Origin of the sequence: Bradyrhizobium sp. AS23.2 (assembly GCF_001908185.1) — a bacterium.
GTDB lineage: Bacteria > Pseudomonadota > Alphaproteobacteria > Rhizobiales > Xanthobacteraceae > Bradyrhizobium.
Genome location: NZ_LGHM01000032.1, coordinates 25,716 through 46,055, shown reverse-complemented (window position 1 = coordinate 46,055; position 20,340 = coordinate 25,716). Strand labels below are relative to the sequence as shown.

At 63.1% G+C, this 20,340-nt stretch carries 19 protein-coding genes, 1 tRNA gene and 1 pseudogene; 14 read left to right on the top strand and 7 right to left on the bottom strand.

The window, feature by feature from the left end; genetic code table 11:
* The first annotated feature begins 59 nt into the window (after nucleotides 1–59).
* The 3 genes from tnpB (at nucleotide 60) to AC630_RS06800 (ending at nucleotide 2,439) form a co-directional block, all read left to right on the top strand.
* Nucleotides 60–305: an IS66 family insertion sequence element accessory protein TnpB gene (gene tnpB, locus AC630_RS06810; protein WP_083636134.1), complete on the top strand. Its 246-nt coding sequence runs from the start codon at nucleotides 60–62 to the stop codon at nucleotides 303–305.
* Nucleotides 306–427: 122 nt separating this feature from the next.
* Entirely contained in the window at nucleotides 428–1,906 is a 1,479-nt protein-coding gene (gene tnpC, locus AC630_RS06805) for an IS66 family transposase (protein WP_074117745.1), read from the top strand.
* Nucleotides 1,907–1,965: 59 nt separating this feature from the next.
* Nucleotides 1,966–2,439 carry a hypothetical protein gene (locus tag AC630_RS06800; RefSeq protein ID WP_245330287.1) on the top strand — a complete coding sequence of 158 codons (474 nt, stop codon included), beginning with the start codon at nucleotides 1,966–1,968 and terminating at the stop codon, nucleotides 2,437–2,439.
* A 313-nt stretch (nucleotides 2,440–2,752) separates the two neighbouring features.
* Here AC630_RS06800 and AC630_RS06795 read toward each other — a convergent pair whose 3' ends face one another.
* The 4 genes from AC630_RS06795 to AC630_RS06780 form a co-directional block, all read right to left on the bottom strand.
* Entirely contained in the window at nucleotides 2,753–4,294 is a 1,542-nt protein-coding gene (locus AC630_RS06795) for a hypothetical protein (protein WP_074117739.1), read from the bottom strand.
* Between the two features lie 12 nt (nucleotides 4,295–4,306).
* Complete coding sequence (locus AC630_RS06790) at nucleotides 4,307–4,738, bottom strand: hypothetical protein (protein WP_074117738.1); 432 nt, start codon at nucleotides 4,736–4,738, stop codon at nucleotides 4,307–4,309.
* Nucleotides 4,739–5,386: 648 nt separating this feature from the next.
* Entirely contained in the window at nucleotides 5,387–5,791 is a 405-nt protein-coding gene (locus tag AC630_RS06785) for a hypothetical protein (RefSeq protein WP_074117737.1), read from the bottom strand.
* 12 nt (nucleotides 5,792–5,803) lie between these two features.
* The gene (locus tag AC630_RS06780) at nucleotides 5,804–6,004 is read right to left on the bottom strand and encodes a hypothetical protein (protein ID WP_074117736.1); all 201 of its coding nucleotides are present in this window, start codon (nucleotides 6,002–6,004) and stop codon (nucleotides 5,804–5,806) included.
* 481 nt (nucleotides 6,005–6,485) lie between these two features.
* On the opposite strand from AC630_RS06780, the gene AC630_RS43505 reads away from it, so the two are divergent.
* Both AC630_RS43505 and AC630_RS06775 read left to right on the top strand, forming a co-directional pair.
* Nucleotides 6,486–6,767 carry a hypothetical protein gene (locus AC630_RS43505; RefSeq protein ID WP_143197870.1) on the top strand — a complete coding sequence of 94 codons (282 nt, stop codon included), beginning with the start codon at nucleotides 6,486–6,488 and terminating at the stop codon, nucleotides 6,765–6,767.
* A gap of 2 nt (nucleotides 6,768–6,769) precedes the next feature.
* Nucleotides 6,770–8,095: a site-specific integrase gene (locus AC630_RS06775; protein ID WP_074117735.1), complete on the top strand. Its 1,326-nt coding sequence runs from the start codon at nucleotides 6,770–6,772 to the stop codon at nucleotides 8,093–8,095.
* A gap of 65 nt (nucleotides 8,096–8,160) precedes the next feature.
* Here AC630_RS06775 and AC630_RS43500 read toward each other — a convergent pair whose 3' ends face one another.
* Both AC630_RS43500 and AC630_RS06770 read right to left on the bottom strand, forming a co-directional pair.
* Nucleotides 8,161–8,364 carry a hypothetical protein gene (locus tag AC630_RS43500; protein WP_143197869.1) on the bottom strand — a complete coding sequence of 68 codons (204 nt, stop codon included), beginning with the start codon at nucleotides 8,362–8,364 and terminating at the stop codon, nucleotides 8,161–8,163.
* A 22-nt stretch (nucleotides 8,365–8,386) separates the two neighbouring features.
* A tRNA-Gln gene (locus tag AC630_RS06770) sits at nucleotides 8,387–8,461 on the bottom strand.
* Nucleotides 8,462–8,725: 264 nt separating this feature from the next.
* On the opposite strand from AC630_RS06770, the gene AC630_RS06765 reads away from it, so the two are divergent.
* Complete coding sequence (locus AC630_RS06765; protein ID WP_074117734.1) at nucleotides 8,726–10,504, top strand: acyl-CoA dehydrogenase family protein; 1,779 nt, start codon at nucleotides 8,726–8,728, stop codon at nucleotides 10,502–10,504.
* 135 nt (nucleotides 10,505–10,639) lie between these two features.
* Here AC630_RS06765 and AC630_RS46755 read toward each other — a convergent pair.
* Nucleotides 10,640–10,898: pseudogene (locus tag AC630_RS46755) on the bottom strand (hypothetical protein); the annotation flags it as partial.
* A gap of 153 nt (nucleotides 10,899–11,051) precedes the next feature.
* Here AC630_RS46755 and AC630_RS06755 point away from each other — a divergent pair.
* From AC630_RS06755 to AC630_RS06720, 8 genes are all read left to right on the top strand, one after another.
* Nucleotides 11,052–11,810 carry an enoyl-CoA hydratase-related protein gene (locus AC630_RS06755; protein WP_074117733.1) on the top strand — a complete coding sequence of 253 codons (759 nt, stop codon included), beginning with the start codon at nucleotides 11,052–11,054 and terminating at the stop codon, nucleotides 11,808–11,810.
* 205 nt (nucleotides 11,811–12,015) lie between these two features.
* Complete coding sequence (locus AC630_RS06750; RefSeq protein ID WP_074117732.1) at nucleotides 12,016–13,674, top strand: bifunctional metallophosphatase/5'-nucleotidase; 1,659 nt, start codon at nucleotides 12,016–12,018, stop codon at nucleotides 13,672–13,674.
* A gap of 129 nt (nucleotides 13,675–13,803) precedes the next feature.
* Complete coding sequence (locus tag AC630_RS06745) at nucleotides 13,804–14,733, top strand: histone deacetylase family protein (RefSeq protein WP_074117731.1); 930 nt, start codon at nucleotides 13,804–13,806, stop codon at nucleotides 14,731–14,733.
* Nucleotides 14,734–14,908: 175 nt separating this feature from the next.
* Nucleotides 14,909–15,160 (top strand): exodeoxyribonuclease VII small subunit, encoded by a 252-nt coding sequence (locus AC630_RS06740; RefSeq protein WP_014497196.1) that lies wholly within the window; start codon nucleotides 14,909–14,911, stop codon nucleotides 15,158–15,160.
* A gap of 590 nt (nucleotides 15,161–15,750) precedes the next feature.
* Nucleotides 15,751–17,679, top strand: coding sequence for a 1-deoxy-D-xylulose-5-phosphate synthase (dxs, locus tag AC630_RS06735; RefSeq protein ID WP_074117744.1), 1,929 nt, complete (start codon nucleotides 15,751–15,753; stop codon nucleotides 17,677–17,679).
* Between the two features lie 95 nt (nucleotides 17,680–17,774).
* Nucleotides 17,775–18,329, top strand: a complete 555-nt coding sequence (locus AC630_RS06730) for a nucleoside 2-deoxyribosyltransferase (protein WP_074117730.1) — start codon at nucleotides 17,775–17,777, stop codon at nucleotides 18,327–18,329.
* A gap of 27 nt (nucleotides 18,330–18,356) precedes the next feature.
* Complete coding sequence (locus AC630_RS06725; RefSeq protein ID WP_074117729.1) at nucleotides 18,357–19,091, top strand: TlyA family RNA methyltransferase; 735 nt, start codon at nucleotides 18,357–18,359, stop codon at nucleotides 19,089–19,091.
* Nucleotides 19,084–20,331: a class I SAM-dependent RNA methyltransferase gene (locus AC630_RS06720; RefSeq protein WP_074117728.1), complete on the top strand. Its 1,248-nt coding sequence runs from the start codon at nucleotides 19,084–19,086 to the stop codon at nucleotides 20,329–20,331. Before AC630_RS06725 ends, AC630_RS06720 begins: the two co-directional genes overlap by 8 nt.
* Nucleotides 20,332–20,340: the final 9 nt, after the last annotated feature.

Below are 20,340 nucleotides of genomic sequence, written 5' to 3'. Positions count from 1 at the left end.
GATCGAACGTCGGCCGAAAAACTACATTGATTATCAGTACGATAGATTGATCCGCCTGCCTGGGATCTGACAAAGGGACGTACAATGAAACGAGCTGTGCGGACCGGATCAAGCTGGTGTTCTGGGATGGAACGGGCCTGTGCCTGTTCGCCAAGAGGCTTGAGGATGGGATCTTCCGCTGGCCGAAGATCGAGGACGGTGTGATGCGCCTGTCAGCCGGGCAATTGTCGGCGCTGCTGGAAGGACTCGACTGGCGGCTTGTGCATGAGGCACGGGAGACGCCGGCGCCAGCGCAGCCCGGATAGCTGTTGGCAGTGCTGCGGCGAAGTGAATCAGGAGCGCCGAACGCGTCGCCAGATGGCGGCGAATATGCTCTGATTTGGGTGTGAGCGACGCCCTGCCTGACGATCTCGAGACGCTGAAAGCGATGCTGCTTGCCGAGCGGTGCGAGAGCGAACGGCTGCGTCAGATCATCAAGGAAATGCAGCGACACCGGTTTGGCCGGCGGGCGGAGACGCTACCCGAAGATCAGATGCTGCTGGGCCTGGAAGACGTCGAGCAAGTCGCCGCGTACGGCGAGACGGCACAGAACGTCAGTGCACCTGAAGGCCGCGATGCGCGAGCTCGCAAGCGCCGCGGCAACCGTGGCGCGTTGCCGGCGCACCTGCCGCGGATCGAGGTCATCGTCGACATCGAGGACAAGACCTGTCCCTGCTGCCAAGGCGAGTTGCACCGGATCGGTGAGGACAGAAGCGAGCGGCTGGACCTGGTCCCGGCGCAGTTCCGGATCCTCGTGACCCGGCGGCCCAAATACGCCTGCCGGGCCTGCGAGGATGGGGTCATACAGGCGCCAGTCCCGGCTAGGCTGATCGAGGGCGGATTGCCGACCGAGGCTACCGTCGCCCAGGTGCTGGTCTCCAAATATGCCGATCACCTGCCGCTCTACCGGCAGGCGCAGATTTATGCCCGTCAGGGCATTGAGCTCGATCGTTCAACGTTGGCGGACTGGGTGGGACAAGCAGCCTTCCACCTGCGTCCGCTGCATGAGCGCCTCCTCGGCAAGCTCAGGCAACGGCCAAAGCTGTTCGCCGACGAGACGACAATGCCGGTGCTTGATCCCGGCCGCGGGCGCACGAAGACCGGTCAGCTCTGGGCCTATGCGGCAGACGACCGACCATGGGGCGGCGTCGATCCGCCGGGCGTCGCCTATGTCTATGCCCCAGATCGCAAAGCCGATCGACCGATCGTTCATCTCGCAGGCTTCAAGGGGATCCTGCAGGTCGACGGCTATGCCGGCTACGCCAAACTCGCCGAGCGGGGCGCCGTTGAGCTTGCTTTCTGTTGGGCGCACATGCGCCGCAACTTCTATGAGCTCGCAACACCTGGCCCGGCACCCATCGCGAGCGAGGCGCTCAAGCACATCGCCGAGTTCTACGCGATTGAGAAGGACATCCGCGGCCGCAGCGCCGAGGAGCGTCGCCTCGTGCGGCAGCAGAAAAGCCGGCCGCTTGCCGATACCTTCCAGGAATGGCTACACGCAAAACTCGCCCTGATCAGCCAGAAGGGCAAGCTCGCCGACGCCATCCGCTATGCGCTCTCACGCTGGGAGGGTCTGACGCGCTTCATCGATGATGGCCGTATCGAGCTCGACAACAACGTCGTCGAACGTTCGATCCGTCCGATCACGCTCAACCGGAAAAATGCGCTGTTCGCAGGCTCCGACGGCGGTGCCGAGCACTGGGCCATCATCGCCTCCCTGGTCGAAACTTGTAAGCTGATTGACACCGATCCGCTTGCTTACCTGACCGACGCGCTCACCAGCATCGTCAACGGTCATCCAAATCGCGACATCGACCAGCTACTGCCCTGGGCCTACCGCACTCAATCCCTCAAAGCCGTGGCCTGAGAACGACGCTTACCCTTGAGCAGCAGCTTGGGCAATTAAAGCGGGAAATCGAACGACTGGTGGATGCGATCGCGAAAGGACATGGCGATCCATCCGTTCTCGGACCGCGATCGACTGCTTTAGATGCCGAACGAAAGCGGATATCTGAGGAGTTGCAGAGCGAACCGCCCTCCCCGAAGGAAATTGCGCTGCATCCGGCCATCCTGCAACGATATGAGGAGCAACTCGGTCGGCTTGAAGAAGCACTGGGTAAAGGTATCAGTGCGGGCGACGGAGAGGCCGCAGAAGCAATCAGAGACTTGGTCGAGACGGTCACTGTGTTCCGCGATCCGGGACGCCCAGGTGGTGTAGCCGTCGAGATAGCAGGCCGGCTAAACGCCCTGCTTGGGGAAAAGGCCTATCCAAATCAAGTCAAAGGAGTGTGGGGAAAGATGGTAGCGGGGGAGCGACTCGAACCCCCGACGCCATTTTTTTTTCTCACTGCAAATGGCCGCGACATCGATGGTGAGCCGAACAGAGATCTCGGCTCGTGACGAGCATTGTTAACCCTTAAGTCGCGCGCAAGCCCGCCCTAAACAACCGCATCACTCCAAAGAGCCACTGCCCACGCTTGCTGACGATAGATTTTTCTTGATCTCCCGGTGCACACGTCGTGCACACGCCGCCCTCTAACCACTTGAAAAACTTAAACTTTCGCTCCAATCCATCACCGGACAGACTGTACCCCCAGCGTGCCGAATAGCGATGCCGCCTGATCGCCCTCCGCTACGTGCGCCTTTTTTCTGCTCGACCTTGCAGGGTGTTGGCTTGCCCACCGGCTAGCGCTCAGTCGACGCGATCATGGTGTTACACAGCGACCGGTTGCTCTTCTCCTTCCGAGGGCTTCGGCGCAGGCGGCTCGTCGATGGGATCGGCGGGCGCGACTTTTTCGACCTTGTCATCCTTCTGATCCTCTTTACCGTTGTTCTCTTTATCACCGCCCTTATGCTCCATTACCTCCTTACCTTCCTTTTCGCCTTTAGCTTCCCTGTTCTCTTTGCCGTCCTTGTCGTCTTTGTCCTTGTCGGATTTTTCCGACGCTTCGTCCTTGTCCGATTTTTCGGATTTGCCTTCTGATTTGGCCGCGGCGATCGCGAGCTCCATCTTCAGCGGCTTTGCTTGCGTGAAGAATGCCCTCAGCTGCTCGAGCAAATCCCGCTCATCACCCACCGTCTTGGGCGAGAAGCCAAGTTGCGAAAGCGCGGCCAGGCGATAACAGTCAACAAGCGAAGCGATCTTTGTGGCCAGCACCTCCATCGCAAAACACGCGCCCCGGTAGGCCAACAACACGAGCACCCAGCAAGCGGCGATCCACCCGCCAGCACGAATCGGAACGCAAGCACCCATCCCGTCGTAGCCAAAACCACAGCTTGCGATTTGGCTTGCTCCGACCACCCCGCCGACGAGAAGCAGGGCAACGATTAGGTTGATCAGCGTCTCGACACTCAGCCGCGCATCGCTGACGTCGGCCTTGACCTCCCTCGGCAAAATCCACCAGACCCGGTCCCAGAGGGTCGACGTATCGATCCCGTAGCGGTTCTCACCGTAGTCATCCAGCGCCGAGAACAAATCGCCGAGCGCGGTCGGGAAAACGTAATGTTTGTCGCCGAACGTGCCACGCGCCGCGAAAGCCTTATCGACGCGGCGTAAGACATCGTCGCGAGCAATCTCGAGAATACCTTGGGCCGCTTCGCCGTCACTCACTTGTTGCCACGCCTCAACCTCGGCCGCGGCAGCTGGATGCGCAACACCCCATCGGGGATCGCTCACCAGCCGGTAGAGCGCAAAGATTCCTGAGACAATGACGTCAACTTGCCGCGTGCGTATGCTGAGCGCGCCGCCCACGGTGCGCTCGACCGTTCGAACCGTTTCGCGGCCCAATTGTGAAGCCGCCAGCAACGCCTCAAGGGACGGGCTCTCCAAGCGGAGCCACTCCGGCAGACCGCCCACCTTCTCGGGATTGAACTTCCATTCCAGGATCCAGTTGCAAGCGGTTACTGTCCGCTCGTGCCTTTCTAGCTCGCGGTCTGCACGCCCACGCTTGGCCAGGCGGCGAAACAATAAGGCGCGGCCAAACCCGGAGACGGGAATGATCTCAAACAGTCCAAAGAACCACGTCCGGACCGCGTAGAGCACAAACCCCAAGGCGATCCAGGCCGCGCCCGCCGCCGAGAGGGATTTCCATGCCTCCGTTACTGACAGCCGCTGCTGACCGAACTGCAGCAACCCGGCGAAGGACGTGTAAAACGTGCCGATCGCTAAGAGAAAAATGCCCGCCGGCAGCAGGCCGCTAAAGACGTAGGTCTTGCCAAGGGACGCCGTGACCTTTCCGAAGATGGACGCAAGCACTAGCCGCCCCCATCATTTGGGCGGATGCTGCTTGCAGGGATTGTCCGTTGTGTCGTGCTTGCCGGCTTCACACCAATAGAGCTGAGGCCGACGGCCGCGGATCGTGAAATTATCGTCGTCTAGTACGGGTACGCCATCCAGCATCGGCGGCAAACCCGCGAAGATGCGGCCTCTCACCTGCTGGCCGAAACGCGCGAGGTCTTCTGCGGTCAGGACACCGCTCACCTTGTCAGAAGGATCTATGGTGATGACCAAGTCCATGTTGTTCATCGTAACAAGCGTGGCCAACAGGGCCGCCGACGTATCCTCCGGCGCGACGAGCGCCCGTTCCCAGTTGCGCGTCATCTGTAGGCGGCCGAGCTCCTCCGGCGTTTCCGGACGGTACGCCAGGCGGATCACCGGTACGATCTCGTTCTCATCGTCCTTTTCGAACATCATCGACATGCTTTCGCGTCCTCTATGGCCGTGAACCACATTTACACAATGAATGAGCGCCGCGCCGTTTGAACGATTGTTTCTTCCGGATAAGATAGCCTAGTGGGAGCCCGCCAGCGTGCAAGCCGGTGCGGTGTTTTGGAGCTTTGCTAGGGGGGTAAACAGGCTGGAAGGTCATCGCGTAGCCGGCAAATGATTACGGTGTGGTGCAGGCCAACGATCTTAGATCTAGCGTACCGAAGGATACCGCTACACCACCCATCGATCCTCGACACTATCATGCAGCCAAACGCCACGCGAGCCTGTTCTGCGTTACAACCTGGCCGCCGATCGCGAAAATTGAATGACCGTTCAACGTCCGGCGGCCTATCTCTGCGGCATCACTTCGGCCGTCCTGCCCCCGACATTTCCATAAAGCCGGTTTGAAGACCGCGAATACACCCGCTTGAAAAACCGTTTTGGTTCGGCGCTCTCAAATGAATTCTCTCGCTTAAGTCTTGATTTATAGGTGGGCGCACTGAACCTGTGACCCGCTGATTAGGAGTTCAGGACCATCGCGATCTTCGGCGGCTTGAAGCTGCTGCTCTGCCTCGTCGCTTCTATGAACTACGCTTGGATCCGGCATCCTCCTTCGAAGGCGGCCCTGCGTCCGCAGGATTAGGAAGCGTTGGCCCGCGCCCGTTCTCGACCTTCACGACGCCGCTCGCGACGTTCGCGTCGTCGCCTAGCGCGCTCCGGCGGCTGCGGAAGCGGTGGTATGGGCGCATCGCTGTTCTCGGCTGGCAGTGTCTTTGTTGGCGGCTCGACGGCGGTGCGCGCCTCCATGAACTCTAGCACTGTCCGTCCCTTGACGGTGATCTTCCAGCCGCCGTTTTCGCGCTCGACGAGATGTTGCGAAAAGATATCGAGGTCCGGTACGCGCGCAGCCAGCCGCTTTGTGCGGTCGGCCCAGTCCCGGCCGCTGGTCGCCAGGATCGCCATGTCGCGCTTGAGATCGACCATCGCGGCAAAACCATCCGGATAGCTCACCAGGATCTTCAGTACCGTGACCTGGAAATTCACCCCCGCCTCCGGTCAGCGCCACATGGTCGGCGCCTGCGAGAGAGCTTGGCGCCCGATCTGCTTGAGGCTATCCGGAGAGGTGTCACCCTTGGTCGCGGCTTCCAGGATTTTCGAGGCCACGTGGGCACGGGCGCCCGTCTCGCTCCGCGAAACGTTTTCGCAGACCTCATCTAGGACCGCGCGCAAAAGTGCGGTGGTCACGGAATCGAACATGAGAACCCCCACAAGAAAAAATTACCATAACGCAATGGCGGCAGCGTCAAATTAAAGCGTGTTAAAAATCAGTAGAACTCTACACCCCTGCTAGGAGTTGGCAATACCGGCACGAATGGCCGATGAACCAGAGGAGCTATGAAGGCGACAGGTGGTGTGTGTCTCCTCCTGGTGCCTTGTCCCTCCGAGGTTTGCGAGCTGCGCCAGCGACTACGTCCCGGCTTACTGGGCGGACTGTCTCCGCCGCGTCACGTTCCGGTCCACTGGCCTCGTTGCCGAGTCTTCGCACCTCTGCGGTAGTCGCCGTCTCCAATTGATCCCATCGTCCCCTGCTGGGTCACAGTCACGTCCTTCGCAAAGACCTTCCGCGGCGCGCTCTCGCGCCCGAGGCATGTAATTCCGAAGTGTCCTTTTCAGGCGCTGCACTACGCTCCTGTGCGATCCGGTCGTCCTCGCAGTTTCAATCCTGCTGGTGATCATCATGATGGCCAAGACGAGCAAAGAGCGAATTTCAGCAGCTCACGCATATGCAATGACACGTCCTGCCATCATTCCAGCGGGTTCTTGGCCGCGCCGTATGTCTGCTGGAACCGCAGCAGCGTATTGCGGAGAATCGACCGTGGAAGCCTTTCTCAAACGAGTCGGTAAGGAGTATCCTCGACCGCGTGTGAAAGAAGGAAGGCGTCAGCTGTGGTTGAAGGACGATCTGGACCGGGCTATCGCGCCGGACATGGTGCCGGGCGACCTCGCCGAGGATTTGTGACCTTGGAGCGGCCGCTTCCACGCTTTGTGGAGGTGCGTCGGCTTGCCCGCGGTTCGGTCGCGTTCTATTTCCGGATCCCCACCTATTACCGCAGTCTCGGCTGCGAGATGGCGAATGAACCACTTGGGACGAGCTACGAAGCCGCATGCGGTCAAGAGGGAAAAGGCGGACGCGCCGCCACGCTCAATGCCCTCTTCGATGAATGGAACAATCACCGCAGAGGGGAGCCCGGTGAACAGGGAAAGATCGCGCGCTATGGCACGATCGATTGGCTATTCCGGCAATACAAGACGGAGAAGGCCTATACCGAGAAGGTCTCACCTCGGTCCCGCCCCGATTACGAACGGATCATGCAAATGATCTGCGACACGGTCGACAAGAACGGACGGCGGATTGGTGAACGGCAGATCATGGAGGTTACGCCACGAGCTGCCGATAAGATCTACGACAAAATCATCAACGGGCCGAACGGCATCAGGCTGCGGCAGGGAGAAAAGGTTGTCGGCCTCTGCCGAAAGGTGTGGCGGATCATGCGTCGTCTACACCCGGAGTTGTTCGATAAGAAGCATCCGAACCCTTGGGACGATTTCACCCTCAAGAGCCGCACCAAGACCAAGAAGCACGCGGTCACTCGAGAAGAGGTCTATAAATTTGCGTGGGGCTGCATCAAAGAAGGGCGGCCTGAACCCGCAGCCGTCGCGGTGATCTGCTTTGAATGGCTGCAACGGCCGGAGAACGTAGTGGCCGGGTTTTTGACGTGGCCGGACTACCGCAGCAAGAACTGGCCAAACGCTGTACGCATCGAGCACCACAAGAATAAGGCGCTGGTCTGGCATCCGCTCGAAGAGACTCTCGATGGAGAGACCGTCAAGTTTTATGCCGAAGCGGAGGACGTTTTGAGTCATCTGCCCAAGCTTGGCGTCCCGATGATCATGCGTCGGATCCAAAGGGGTGAACGCAAGGGCGATGCCAAAGTGTGGTCCTACCCTGGCATGGAAAAAGTAGTACAGCAGATGCGCAAGAAGATCGACGGCGTGTCAAAGCTGTTCACGCTTGATTCCTGTCGACACGGTGGCATGACCGAACTCGAAGAAGCGGAGCTGACAGACGGCCAAGGTCGTGCGCTCTCGGGCCACAAGACCGCACAGGCCTATCGCGGCTATGCAAAGGAGACGATGATGCGAGCGTTGGCTGCGACCCGTAAGCGCCATGCACATCTCTTGGCACAGAAGGAGCTCGATCAGCAGAATGCTGATGGAGCCGCATCACCTCGAGACCAAGCGCAGACCTCCCCAATTTCGAAGACTGGCGTCCGATCTCAAGGATAGACTTCGCGCTTCGTTGACGTTGCACAAGGCCAGCGGGGTTCTGCAATTGGATCCCGCAGGCGACGTCAACGGCTACGGTGGGAAGCTTGCAACGCGCAGACGGCGCTCATCCGCTCAATTCGTATTTTGATAAGTTGAGCGGCGTTCAACGCGCGACGACTTTCATCTGCCTTCGACCAAAAACGAAACCAGCACAGAATTTCCAAATGCGAGGCAAACGGAATTTCCAAATGCGCTGGAAATTCTGCTTTGAACAGGGCTGTTTTCATAACAAAATCAGCGCATTGGCTCTGGCTGGGGCGGGAGGGATCGAACCTCCGAATGGCGGAATCAAAATCCGCTGCCTTACCGCTTGGCTACGCCCCAACAGGCGACCGACGGAACGGCGGAAGAACTGGCTACCGCAGATTCCCTTGGTCGCAGCCGGTCTATAGGGAGAGAAGCGGCATTTCAACCGCCTGGAGGGGCAAAATACCACGGTCTCGGGATCGGCCGCGCCACACTCTATTATATGATGACGGGCCCGGCGATGGCCCCATTCCGGGCCGGCGCCGTCCTGGCGTCCCGCCCATTGAGACCTCCCCCGTTTCATGGGATTAGGGCGCCGATACCTGTCCACGGGAGTGAGCCATGACCTATCGCGCGCCGATCTCTGACATGCTGCTGTCGCTCAACCATGGCGCCGGCCTGAAGGCCGCCGTGGAGGCCGGCCATTACGGCGATTTCGACGCCGACATCGCCAGCGCTGTGCTCGAGGAAGCCGGCAGGTTCGCGACCGACGTGCTGGCGCCGCTCAATCACGTCGGCGACGAGCACGGCATCAAGCTCGACGGCGGCAGGGTCACGACCGCGCCGGGCTGGCCCGACGCCTACAAGCGCTGGACCGAGGGCGGCTGGAACGCGGTCTCCGGTCCCGAGGATTTTGGCGGCCAGGGCCTGCCGCTCGCGATCAACGCCGCCTGCACCGAGATCTGGAGCGCCTCAAACGTCGCCTTCGGCCTCTGCCCGCTGCTGACGGCCTCCGCGATCGAGGCGCTGGACGCGCATGGCAGCGACGAGCTGAAGACGATCTATCTCGAGAAGCTCGTCTCCGGCGAGTGGACCGGCACGATGCAACTCACAGAGCCGCAGGCCGGCTCCGACGTTGGCGCGCTGCGCACCCGCGCCGAGCGGCAGGCCGACGGCACCTACCGCATCAAGGGGACGAAGATCTTCATCACCTATGGCGAGCACGACATGACCGACAACATCGTGCATTTCGTGCTCGCGCGTCTTCCGGATGCGCCCGCCGGCACCAAGGGAATTTCTCTCTTTCTAGTTCCCAAATTCATGGTCAATGCCGACGGCTCGCTCGGCGCACGCAACGACATCTTCGCGAGCGGCGTCGAGCACAAGCTCGGCATGCATGCCTCCCCCACCTGCACCATGACCATGGGCGATCATGGCGGCGCCATCGGCTTTCTGATCGGCGAAGAGAACCAGGGCATGCGTTGCATGTTCACGATGATGAACCAGGCCCGCCTCGGCGTCGGCCTCGAAGGCGTCGGCGTCGCCGATCGCGCCTATCAGCAGGCCCTCGCCTATGCACAGGAGCGCAAGCAGGGCCGCGCCGTCGGCAAGAAGGGCGACGGCTCGGACGCGATCTTCGCCCATCCCGACGTCAAGCGCATGCTGATGCGGATGCGGGCGCAGACCGCGGCCGCGCGCACCATATGCTATGCGACCGCCGTCGCGCTCGACGTCTCCATGCGCGCCAAGGACCCCAAGGTCCGTGCCGATGCTGCCGCGCGAGCCGCGCTGCTGACGCCGATGGCAAAAGCCTATTCCACCGATGTCGGCAACGAGGTCGCCTATCTCGGCGTGCAGGTGCATGGTGGCATGGGCTTCATCGAGGAGACCGGCGCTGCGCAGCACTATCGCGACGCGCGCATCACCGCGATCTACGAGGGCACCAACGGCATCCAGGCGATCGACCTCGTCACGCGCAAGCTCGCGGCCAACGGCGGCGCCGCGGTGTGGGCCCTGCTCGACGAGCTCTCGGTCACGGTCAAGCAGGTCGAAACTTCCAACGACCCCGCCTTCGGCACCACGGGCACAAAGCTGCGCGAGGCGCTGGAGGCGTTGACGCGCACCAGCAAGTGGCTTTTGGAGCGCGTCGCCTCTGCGCCGAACGAGGCGCTTGCAGGCGCGACGCCATATCTCCAGCAGTTCGGCGCCACGCTCGGCGGCTGCATGCTGGCCTCCGAAGCGCTGGCCGCCAAGGCCGACGGCAACACGGACGCCTCGCGCTATGTCTCGCTCGCGCGCTTCTTCGCCGAGAACATCACGGTGCAGGCCGGCGCGCTCGAGCGCACCGTGACGGAGAGCGCGGAGTCGGTCGCGGCGGCGGATGCGGTGTTGCTGGGGTAGCTAGCTTCCCACCGACCCGTCATCCTGAGGTGCGAGCCATAGGACGCAGCGCGTCCCATGGAGAGCCTCGAGGGGTGAACGGCCCCGGTGCACCCGGGCCGTCGCCCTTCGAGGCCTCCGCTTCGCTCCGGCACCTCAGGGTGACGGTGATAGATTGTGCGACTCTCGAGCCCTGCTCCGCGGCCGCCACAGCACGATCCCTGCCGCCGCGAGATCGAGCGCGACGCAGAGGGGCAAACGCCGTCGTGCAGTTGCCGGTCAGGCTGCGCACGATGCCGGGGCCGAAGGCGCTGACGATGCCGCTGATTGACGTGCCCAACCCCATCGCGGTGGCGAAGGCCGTGCTGCCGATCTCGCGCTGGAGCGGGCTCGTGCTCTGAACAAGAACGAACAGAATACAGCCGTGGCGGGGGTGCCATGCGCCGGGATCAGGGGCATCGTCGTCGAAACGGAGGAGCGAGCGGATTGGCACGCCTGCAAGATCATGTAGGCTCTGCCTTGCGAGACTCGCCCACGGCAAGCGTCGCGGCGAACGCAGGGGGCCCTTATGCCGAATGGCAATGTCGTCGTCACCGAAGAGCGCGGAACGCGCGTGATCACCCTGCGCCGTCCGAGCAAAAAGAACGCGATCACGCAGGACATGTATCGGGAGATGAGCCGCGCGATCGACACCGCGCAGAACAACCCCGACATCCGTTGCATGATCATCACTGGCGGCTCCGGCGTGTTCACCGCCGGCGACGACATCGAAGATTTCATGCACGCCGACACATCCCGCCCCGAGACATTGTCGGACGGCGCCAAGTTTCTCTATTCGCTCGCCCTCAACGTCAAGCCGATCATCGCGGCCGTCGATGGCGCGTCAATCGGCATCGGCACCGTGATGCTGTTCCACTGCGACTACGTGCTGGCCTCGAACGCTGCGACCTTCTCCGCGCCCTATATCCATCTCGGCCTCGTGCCGGTCGGCGCCGCCAGCCTCTTGATGCCGAACACGATGGGCTACCAGCGCGCCTTTGCGATGCTGGTGATGGGACGGACCTTCACCGCCGCGGAGGCGCACGCGGCAGGCTTCGTCAACACCGTGGTCTCGCCGGGACATACCGAGGTCGAGGCGCGCAAGGTGGCACGCGATATCTGCCGGCTGCCTGCAGAGGCGGTCGCAACCTCGCGCAAACTGCTGCGCGCGCCGCCCGAGGAGCTGACCCGCCGGATCGACCAGGAGGGCCATCTGTTCGGCGAGCGGCTGAAGTCGGACGAAGCCATCGCCGCGTTCAACGCATTTGCAAACAGGAAGAAACGGTGATGCGCTAGGCAGCGTCAGTCCACCGCCGTCATTCCGGGGCGCCCGACGCGCGAACTATGATGCGCAATTGCGCATCTGAGAATCCATTCATCCACCAAACCTGTGGCCCGATGGATTTCGGGTTCGCGACTTCGTCGCGCCCCGGAATGACGGATACGGAAACAAGCTTCGTGAAATCTTCGCGCGGAACGACTAATCTTGTTCCATGCGACATCTTCTCCGCCTGACCGCCTTCACCCTGGCACTCGCCGCCCTCCCCGCCTCTGCCCAGACGGCCGCTCCCGTCGAGCTCCGCATCCTCGCGATCAACGATTTCCACGGCAATCTGCGCCCGCCGCCGGGCGGTATCCGGATCGGCGATCCCGAGGACAAGGCCAAAAAGGTGGCGGTGGCGGCTGGCGGGGCCGAGTACATGGCGACGCTGGTGAAGCAGCTGCGCGAGGGGCACAAGAACACGATCTTCGTTGCCGCCGGCGACCTGATCGGGGCGAGCCCGTTTCAGTCGGCGATGTTTCACGACGAGCCCTCGATCGAGTCGCTCTCGATGATGGGGCTTGCGATCACTTCAGTCGGCAATCACGAATTCGACGAGGGCAAGACCGAGCTGCTGAGAATGCAGAATGGCGGCTGCCATCCGGTCGACGGCTGCCAGGGACCGCATCCCTTCACCGGTGCCAAATTCCATTATCTCGCTGCTTCCACCATCGAGACGGCGACCGGCAAGAGCGTGCTGCCGCCCTATGAAATCCGGGAATTCGGCGGCATCCCAGTCGCCTTCATCGGGCTGACCTTGAAGGAGACCGCCGGCATCGTCTCGCCCGCCGGCATTGCGGGGCTCGAATTCCGCGACGAAGCCGAGACGGTGAACGCGCTGGTGCCGCACCTGAAGGCGCGCGGCGTGGAAGCGATCGTCGTGCTGATCCATCAGGGTGGTGAGCCGACCGGCGACTACAATGAATGCCCGGGCATTACGGGACCCATCGTCGACATCGTCAAGAAATTCGACCGCGCCGTTGACGTCGTCGTCAGCGGCCACACCCATCGCGCCTATGTCTGCGACATCGACGGGCGGCTCGTCACCAGCGGCGACAAATACGGCACGCTGGTCACGGCGATCGATCTCGAGCTCGACCCGGCAACGCGCGACATCGTCAGCGCCAGGGGCGAGAACGTCATCGTCGCCAACGCCTCGCTGGCGAAGGACCCCGAGCAGACCGCGCTGATCGAGGCCTACGACAAGGTCTCCGCGCCGATTGCCAGCCGACCGGCCGGATCGGTGACGCAGACGCTGTCGCGCGTCCCGAACGAAGCGGGCGAAAGCGCGCTCGGCGACGTCATTGCGGACGCGCAGCTTGCTGCGACGAAGGACGCCAGGGACGGCAGCGCCGTCATCGCACTCACCAATCCCGGCGGCATCCGCACCGATATCGTTCCGAAGGAGAACGGTGCGGTGTCCTTCGGCGACGTGTTCGCGAGCCAGCCGTTCCGCAACCGCCTCGTCACAATGACGCTCACAGGCAGCCAGCTCAAGGACATGCTGGAGCAGCAATGGCTCGACCCGAAGCGGCCGCGGATCCTCCAGGTGTCGAACGGGTTCAGCTATACCTGGGACGCGTCGAAGCCGTTCGGCGAACGCGTCATCGCCGACAGGATGACGCTCAACGGCAGGCCGCTCGAGCCTGGAAGCGGCTACCGCGTCACCCTCAACGATTACCTCGCGGTCGGCGGCGACGGTTTCACGGTCGCCAAACAGGGCACGGCGCCGCAATATGGTGGCTACGACGCGGACGCGCTGTTCGCGTTCTTCCGGGCGCACGGGCCGATCGGTCCGCTGCCACCGAGCCGCATCCTGCGCGTGAATTGATCCGGATCAAACGGGGGCGGAACGGGACAGCCCTTTGCCATTCCCATCCAAGCGCATAGATTGGGTTTGCGTTTTGGCGCCGGATGCGCCAAGCGACGTCAAGAGCCCGTTCCCTGTGAGGCCGACCTGATGAGCACGCTTCTCCTCTCCCACAAGGCCTGCCTCGACCACGTCACGCCGCCGGGACACCCCGAGCGACCGGATCGCCTGCGTGCGGTGGAAGAAGCGCTGTCGCATGAGCGTTTCCAGTATCTGGTGCGCGACCAGGCGCCGGAGGGCGATCTCGATCTCGTCACGCTGTGCCACAACGAGCATTACGTCACCGAGCTGCGTCACATCGCGCCGACCAGCGGACAGATCTATATCGACGGCGACACCTCGATGTCGCCGGGCACGTGGGAAGCAGTGATGCGCGGCGTCGGCGGCGCGGTCGCGGCGACCGAGGCAGTGATGGCGGGCGAGCATCGCAACGCCTTCGTCGCGGTGCGCCCGCCCGGCCATCACGCCGAGATCGGCAAGCCAATGGGCTTCTGCTTCTTCGACAATGTCGCGATCGCCGCGCGCCACGCGCAGCGCAAATACGGCATCAAGCGTGCGGCGATCGTCGATTTCGACGTGCATCACGGCAACGGCACGCAGGACATCTTCTGGTCGGACCCGACGGTGATGTACTGCTCGACCCATCAGATGCCGCTGTTTCCAGGCACCGGCGCACGCGGCGAGCGCGGCGACCACGACACCATCGTCAACGCGCCGCTCGCCTCCGAGGACGGCGGGCCGGAATTCCGCTCCGCGTTCGAGGACCTGATCCTGCCGCAACTGACGAAGTTCAGCCCCGAGCTTGTCATCATCTCCGCAGGCTTCGATGCGCATTACCGCGATCCGCTGGCCTCGCTGAACCTGCGCGCGGAGGACTACGCCTGGGTGACGCGCAAGCTGATGGATCTTGCCGACAACACCGCCGGGGGTCGCGTTGTTTCGGTGCTCGAGGGCGGCTATGACCTGCAAGGACTGAAAGAATCTGTTACGGCGCATGTCGGCGCCCTGATGGGCGCCTAAAGCGCGATGAGATTGGGATAAATCGCAATCGCGCTTTAGGTTATTGTTTGAGCATGATCTTATCGGAAAAACCGCTGCACATTTTTCCGGATCATGCTCTAGACACCCGCCACATTACGCCCGCAAAACTCTGTTTTCTCGTTGAGGAAAGCGAACCGGGCAATCGGAAACGGATATGGCCGAAAATACCCAAGTCGACGTCTCCAGGCTCACCTTCGAGCGCGCGATCGAGGAACTCGAGACGATCGTGAAGCGGCTCGAGGACGGCAAGGTGCCGCTCGAAGAGTCCGTGACGATCTACGAGCGCGGCGAAGCCCTGAAGCGCCGCTGCGAGGAACTGCTGCGCCAGGCCGAGGCGCGCGTCGACAAGATCACCACCGATGCCAGCGGCCAGGCCGCCGGAACCGCGCCGCTCGACGTGCAGTAAGGGCCGGCCCTTCAAAGCCGCCCGTTTCGGGCATCGGCAGCCTGCAATTTTTCATAAGCGCACGCCGCTGTTCCGTTCAGCGGGGCCGGGGGACCGGGCGCGAAAATCGTAGAATTTCCGTGTGGCGGCCTTTCAGCCTCACGAATCCGGCCAAAACGGCCTCCCTCTCGCCCAAAACCCTGCAGAGGAACCGGGCAAGACTGGAACCCTTCCGGCGACGCCACGATTAACCAATCTGGCCCGCTGGTTGCAGCTGCATGCCCGTTATCGGTCCGGCGGGTTGGCTTTGGGCGAAGCTTTGGTGTAAAGCTGCGCGGAGTGTGGCTTTTTGTAAGCCTTGCGTGGGCAGAGACTACCGACGACAAGCGCTTCAAACTGCTAATGAAATTGGCTGGGACGGACGAAGCCGATCTAAGTGACAGGGATCACAGAGACTGAACCGGAGCGTACTTAAGCTCACCTAAGCTTGAAGACGGGGCTTTGCCCCATGCAGGTGGCTCCGACGGTTTAAGGACTCGCGCTGCGCCGATATTGTGCAAACCCATCGCGCACCGGAACGACCTTCCGGCGCTGACAAATTGGAAATCGCCGTGAACGCATACAGTAAAACGCCGCTTCTCGACACCATCCAGACGCCGGATGACCTGCGCAAGCTCAAGATCGAGCAGGTTCGCCAGGTCGCCGACGAGTTGCGGCAGGAGACCATCGATGCCGTCTCGGTGACCGGCGGTCACTTCGGGGCAGGTCTCGGCGTGGTCGAGCTCACCACCGCGATCCATTACGTCTTCGACACGCCGCGCGACCGGCTGATCTGGGACGTCGGCCACCAGGCCTATCCGCACAAGATCCTCACCGGCCGGCGCGACCGCATCCGCACGCTGCGCACCGGCGGCGGCCTGTCCGGCTTCACCAAGCGCAGCGAGAGCGATTACGATCCGTTCGGCGCGGCGCATTCCTCGACCTCGATCTCGGCCGGCCTCGGTATGGCCGTGGCGCGCGACCTCTCCGGCGGCAAGAACAACGTTATCGCGGTGATCGGTGACGGCGCGATGTCGGCAGGCATGGCCTATGAGGCCATGAACAACGCAGGCGCCATGAACTCGCGCCTGATCGTCATCCTCAACGACAACGACATGTCGATTGCGCCGCCGGTCGGCGCGATGAGCGCGTATCTGTCGCGCCTCTACTCCGGCAAGACCTATCGCACGCTGCGCGATGCGGCCAAGCAGATCAACAAGCGTCTGCCCAAGATCATCGCCAACCGCGCCAACCGCGTCGAGGAATATTCCCGCGGCTTCATGATGGACGGCGGCACGCTGTTCGAGGAGCTTGGCTTCTATTACGTCGGCCCGATCGACGGCCATAACCTCGACCATCTGCTGCCGGTGCTGAAGAACGTGCGCGACATGGAGACCGGCCCGATCCTCGTCCACGTCGTGACGCAGAAGGGCAAGGGCTACGGCCCGGCGGAAGCTTCCGCCGACAAGTACCATGCAGTCGTCAAGTTCGACGTCGCGACCGGCACCCAGGCCAAGGCCAAGCCGAATGCGCCGGCCTACCAGAACGTGTTCGGCCAGAGCCTCGTCAAGGAAGCTCAGAAGGACGACAAGATCGTCGCCATTACCGCGGCGATGCCGTCCGGCACCGGCGTCGACATCTTCAACAAGGCGTTCCCGGACCGCACCTTCGACGTCGGCATCGCCGAGCAGCACGCGGTGACGTTCGCCGCCGGTCTTGCGACCGAAGGCTACAAGCCGTTCTGCGCGATCTACTCGACCTTCCTGCAACGCGGCTACGACCAGATCGTGCATGACGTCGCGATCCAGAACCTGCCGGTCCGCTTCGCCATCGACCGCGCCGGCCTCGTCGGCGCCGACGGCGCGACCCATGCCGGCTCGTTCGACAACGCCTATCTCGGCTGTCTGCCGAACATGGTCATCATGGCGGCGGCCGACGAAGCCGAGCTGGTGCACATGGTGGCGACCCAGGTCGCGATCGACGACCGTCCGAGCTCGCTGCGCTATCCGCGCGGCGAAGGCCGCGGCGTCGAGATGCCCGAAGTCGGCATTCCCCTCGAGATCGGCAAGGGCCGCATGATCCGCCAGGGCAACAAGATCGCCCTGCTCTCCTTCGGCACGCGCCTTGCCGAATGCGAGAAGGCGGCCGACGAGCTCGCAGCCCATGGCCTTTCGACCACGATCGCGGATGCGCGCTTCATGAAGCCGCTGGACACCGAGCTGGTGCTCAAGCTCGCCCGCGACCACGAGATCCTGATCACGATCGAGGAAGGCTCGGTCGGCGGCTTCGGCTCGCATGTCGCGCAGTTCCTGACCGATCAGGGCGTGCTCGACAGCGGAATGGTCAAGTTCCGCTCGATGGTGCTCCCCGACGTGTTCCAGGACCACGACACGCCGAACGCGATGTACGCCGGCGCCGGCCTCGACGCCAAGGGCATCGTCGCCAAGGTGTTCGAAGCCCTCGGCAAGGACGCGAAGACCGAGACGGTCAAGCTCGCCTGACGGCGAAGCAGACGCTGAATCCCACCTCTCCCTCCGGGAGAGGTTTCGCACCGCCGATGCCGTGGTAACTCGACACCCTCTCGATCGGTGCTCTCATGAAAATCTATCTGGCAGGCCCCGACGTGTTCCTGCCGGATGCAGTTGCTGTCGGCCGGCGCAAGGCCGCGATCTGCGCTGCGCACGGGCTCACCGGCCTCTATCCCCTCGACAATGAGATCGACCTCACCGCGCCTGACGCCTCGCATCAGATCTTCTGCGGCAACGAGGCAATGATGGATGAGGCCGATGCCATCATCGCCAATCTCACCCCGTTCCGCGGGGCCGGCGCGGATCCCGGCACCGTCTACGAGCTCGGCTACATGGCCGGTCGCCGAAAGGTCTGCCTGGCCTATTCCAACGACGGCAGCAACTACGCTGACCGCCTTGGCCGCTTGGTGAATGTCACGTCCGAAGACGGGCGGCTAGTCGACCCGCAGGGGCTGACCGTCGAGGACTTTGGCCTTGTCGACAACCTCATGATGATCCATGCGCTGGAGCTGCATGGCTGCCCGCTGGTGACGCCGGCCACGATGCCGGTTGACGTCTGGCATGACCTGGCCGCGTTCGAGGCTTGCGTCCGGATGGCGGCCGCGCGATTGATGGTTACATAAGCGTATCGGTCATCCCATGAGAGCGTGATGTCCCCTTCCCGCAAGCGCGCGGATATTCTGCTGGTCGAGCGCGGCCTGTTCGAGAGCCGGGCGCGAGCGCGCGCGGCGATCGAAGCCGGCCTCGTCACGGCCGATGACAAGCTGGTTTCAAAGCCATCGGAGACGATCGCCGAGGATGCGGTGATCCATGCCGAACCTGCGCACCCCTATGTCTCCCGCGGTGGCGTCAAGCTCGCGGGCGCGCTGGAGCGCTATCCGATCGAGATCGAGGATCATGTCTGCCTCGACGTCGGCGCTTCCACTGGCGGCTTCACCGAGGTACTGCTGGCGAACGGCGCGAGCCTGGTGTTCGCGGTCGATGTCGGCACCAGCCAGTTGCATCCATCGCTGCGCGGTCACCCCAAGATCGTGTCGATGGAGGAAACCGACATCCGCAGCTATGACGGCAAGCGCCTGCCGGCGCGGCCCGATGTCGTCGTGATCGATGTCAGCTTCATCTCGCTGAAGATCGTGCTGCCGGTCGCGCTCTCGCTTGCCGCGGCGCCGATGAGCCTGCTGGCGCTGATCAAGCCACAATTCGAGGCCGAGCGGAAGCACAACAAGAAGGGGATCATCCGCGACGCCGCCGTCCACCAGGAGATCTGCGGCGACATCGCGGCTTTCGCGGCCTCGCTCGGCTGCACTGACATCGAAGTGTTCCCCTCCCCGATCACGGGCGGCGACGGCAACGTCGAATTCTTCCTGGGCGCACGCCGTGGTTGAGCGCCTGAAGATCGATCATGTCGGCCATCGCGGCGACGGCGTCTCGCTCGCTACGGGTGATGCGATCTACGTGCCCTATGCGCTCGGCGGCGAAACCGTCGAGGTCGACCATGTCGCGGGCAATCATCCTGATCGCCGCAAGCTGCTCGCAGTCGACGTCGCAAGTCCCGAGCGCGTCGAGCCGTTCTGCCCGCACTTCGGCGTCTGTGGCGGCTGCGCGATCCAGCACTGGGCGGCCGAGCCGTATCGCGCCTGGAAGCGCGGCATCGTGGTCGAGACGCTGGCGCAGGCCGGCGTCGATTGCGAGGTCGCGCCGCTGGTCGATGCCCATGGTATGGGGCGCCGGCGCGTCACGCTGCACGGCCGGTTCGGCACGCATAACGTCCTCAAGGTCGGCTTCTCGGCGACGAGTTCGCACGACGTCATCCCGATCCATCGCTGCCCCATCCTCGATCCCGCGCTCGAGGGTGCGATCGATGCCGCCTGGGCGCTTGCCGAGCCGCTGACGTCCAGGATGCCGGTGACGAAACCGCTGGACATCCAGGTCACCGCCACCGCCAACGGCCTCGACGTCGACGTGCGCGGCTCCGGTCCGCTGCCGACGCCGCTGGTCACGGCGCTGTCGCGCGTCGCCGAACAGCATCGCCTGGCGCGGCTGACGCGGCATGGCGAGCTGGTGCTGCAACGCCTGGCGCCGACGGTGCAGATGGGCCGCGCCGAAGTGACGCTGCCGCCGGGATCGTTCCTGCAGGCGACCATGGCGGGCGAAGAGACGCTTGCGTCTCTCGTCGCTGAGCGCGTCGGCAAGGCCAAGGAAGTCGCCGATCTCTTCTGCGGCGTCGGCCCGTTCGCGCTCCGGCTCGCCGAGAAGGCCCGCGTCACCGCCTATGACAGCGACGCCGGTGCGGTCGCCGCGCTCGCGAAGGCAGCGCGTACGCCGGGACTCAAGCCGATCAAGGCCGAGCCGCGCGACCTGTTCCGCCGTCCCCTGGTGCCGCAGGAGTTGCGCGATGTCGACGCCGTGGTGTTCGATCCCCCGCGCCAGGGCGCGCAGGCGCAGGCACTGAAGCTTGCCGCGAGCAAGGTGCCGGTCGTGATCGCGGTCTCCTGCAACGTCGCAACCTTCGCCCGCGACGCGCGGCTCTTGATCGATGGCGGCTACAGGATCGACACAGTAGTGCCGGTAGACCAGTTCCGGCACACGCCGCATGTCGAGCTGGTCGCACGGTTTACGCGGTAGGCCCTCAGC

What these genes read in the sequence shown, in the direction of transcription:
- tnpC (WP_074117745.1), top strand. Translation starts at nt 428, where the DNA reads ATGCTGCTTGCCGAGCGGTGCGAGAGCGAACGGCTGCGTCAGATCATC.
- AC630_RS06725 (WP_074117729.1), top strand. Translation starts at nt 18,357, where the DNA reads ATGTCCCCTTCCCGCAAGCGCGCGGATATTCTGCTGGTCGAGCGCGGC.
- AC630_RS06745 (WP_074117731.1), top strand. Translation starts at nt 13,804, where the DNA reads ATGAGCACGCTTCTCCTCTCCCACAAGGCCTGCCTCGACCACGTCACG.
- AC630_RS06740 (WP_014497196.1), top strand. Translation starts at nt 14,909, where the DNA reads ATGGCCGAAAATACCCAAGTCGACGTCTCCAGGCTCACCTTCGAGCGC.
- AC630_RS06755 (WP_074117733.1), top strand. Translation starts at nt 11,052, where the DNA reads ATGCCGAATGGCAATGTCGTCGTCACCGAAGAGCGCGGAACGCGCGTG.
- AC630_RS06750 (WP_074117732.1), top strand. Translation starts at nt 12,016, where the DNA reads ATGCGACATCTTCTCCGCCTGACCGCCTTCACCCTGGCACTCGCCGCC.
- AC630_RS43500 (WP_143197869.1), bottom strand. Translation starts at nt 8,364, where the DNA reads ATGAAAACAGCCCTGTTCAAAGCAGAATTTCCAGCGCATTTGGAAATT.
- AC630_RS06780 (WP_074117736.1), bottom strand. Translation starts at nt 6,004, where the DNA reads ATGTTCGATTCCGTGACCACCGCACTTTTGCGCGCGGTCCTAGATGAG.
- AC630_RS06790 (WP_074117738.1), bottom strand. Translation starts at nt 4,738, where the DNA reads ATGTCGATGATGTTCGAAAAGGACGATGAGAACGAGATCGTACCGGTG.
- AC630_RS43505 (WP_143197870.1), top strand. Translation starts at nt 6,486, where the DNA reads ATGATGGCCAAGACGAGCAAAGAGCGAATTTCAGCAGCTCACGCATAT.
- AC630_RS06765 (WP_074117734.1), top strand. Translation starts at nt 8,726, where the DNA reads ATGACCTATCGCGCGCCGATCTCTGACATGCTGCTGTCGCTCAACCAT.
- AC630_RS06730 (WP_074117730.1), top strand. Translation starts at nt 17,775, where the DNA reads ATGAAAATCTATCTGGCAGGCCCCGACGTGTTCCTGCCGGATGCAGTT.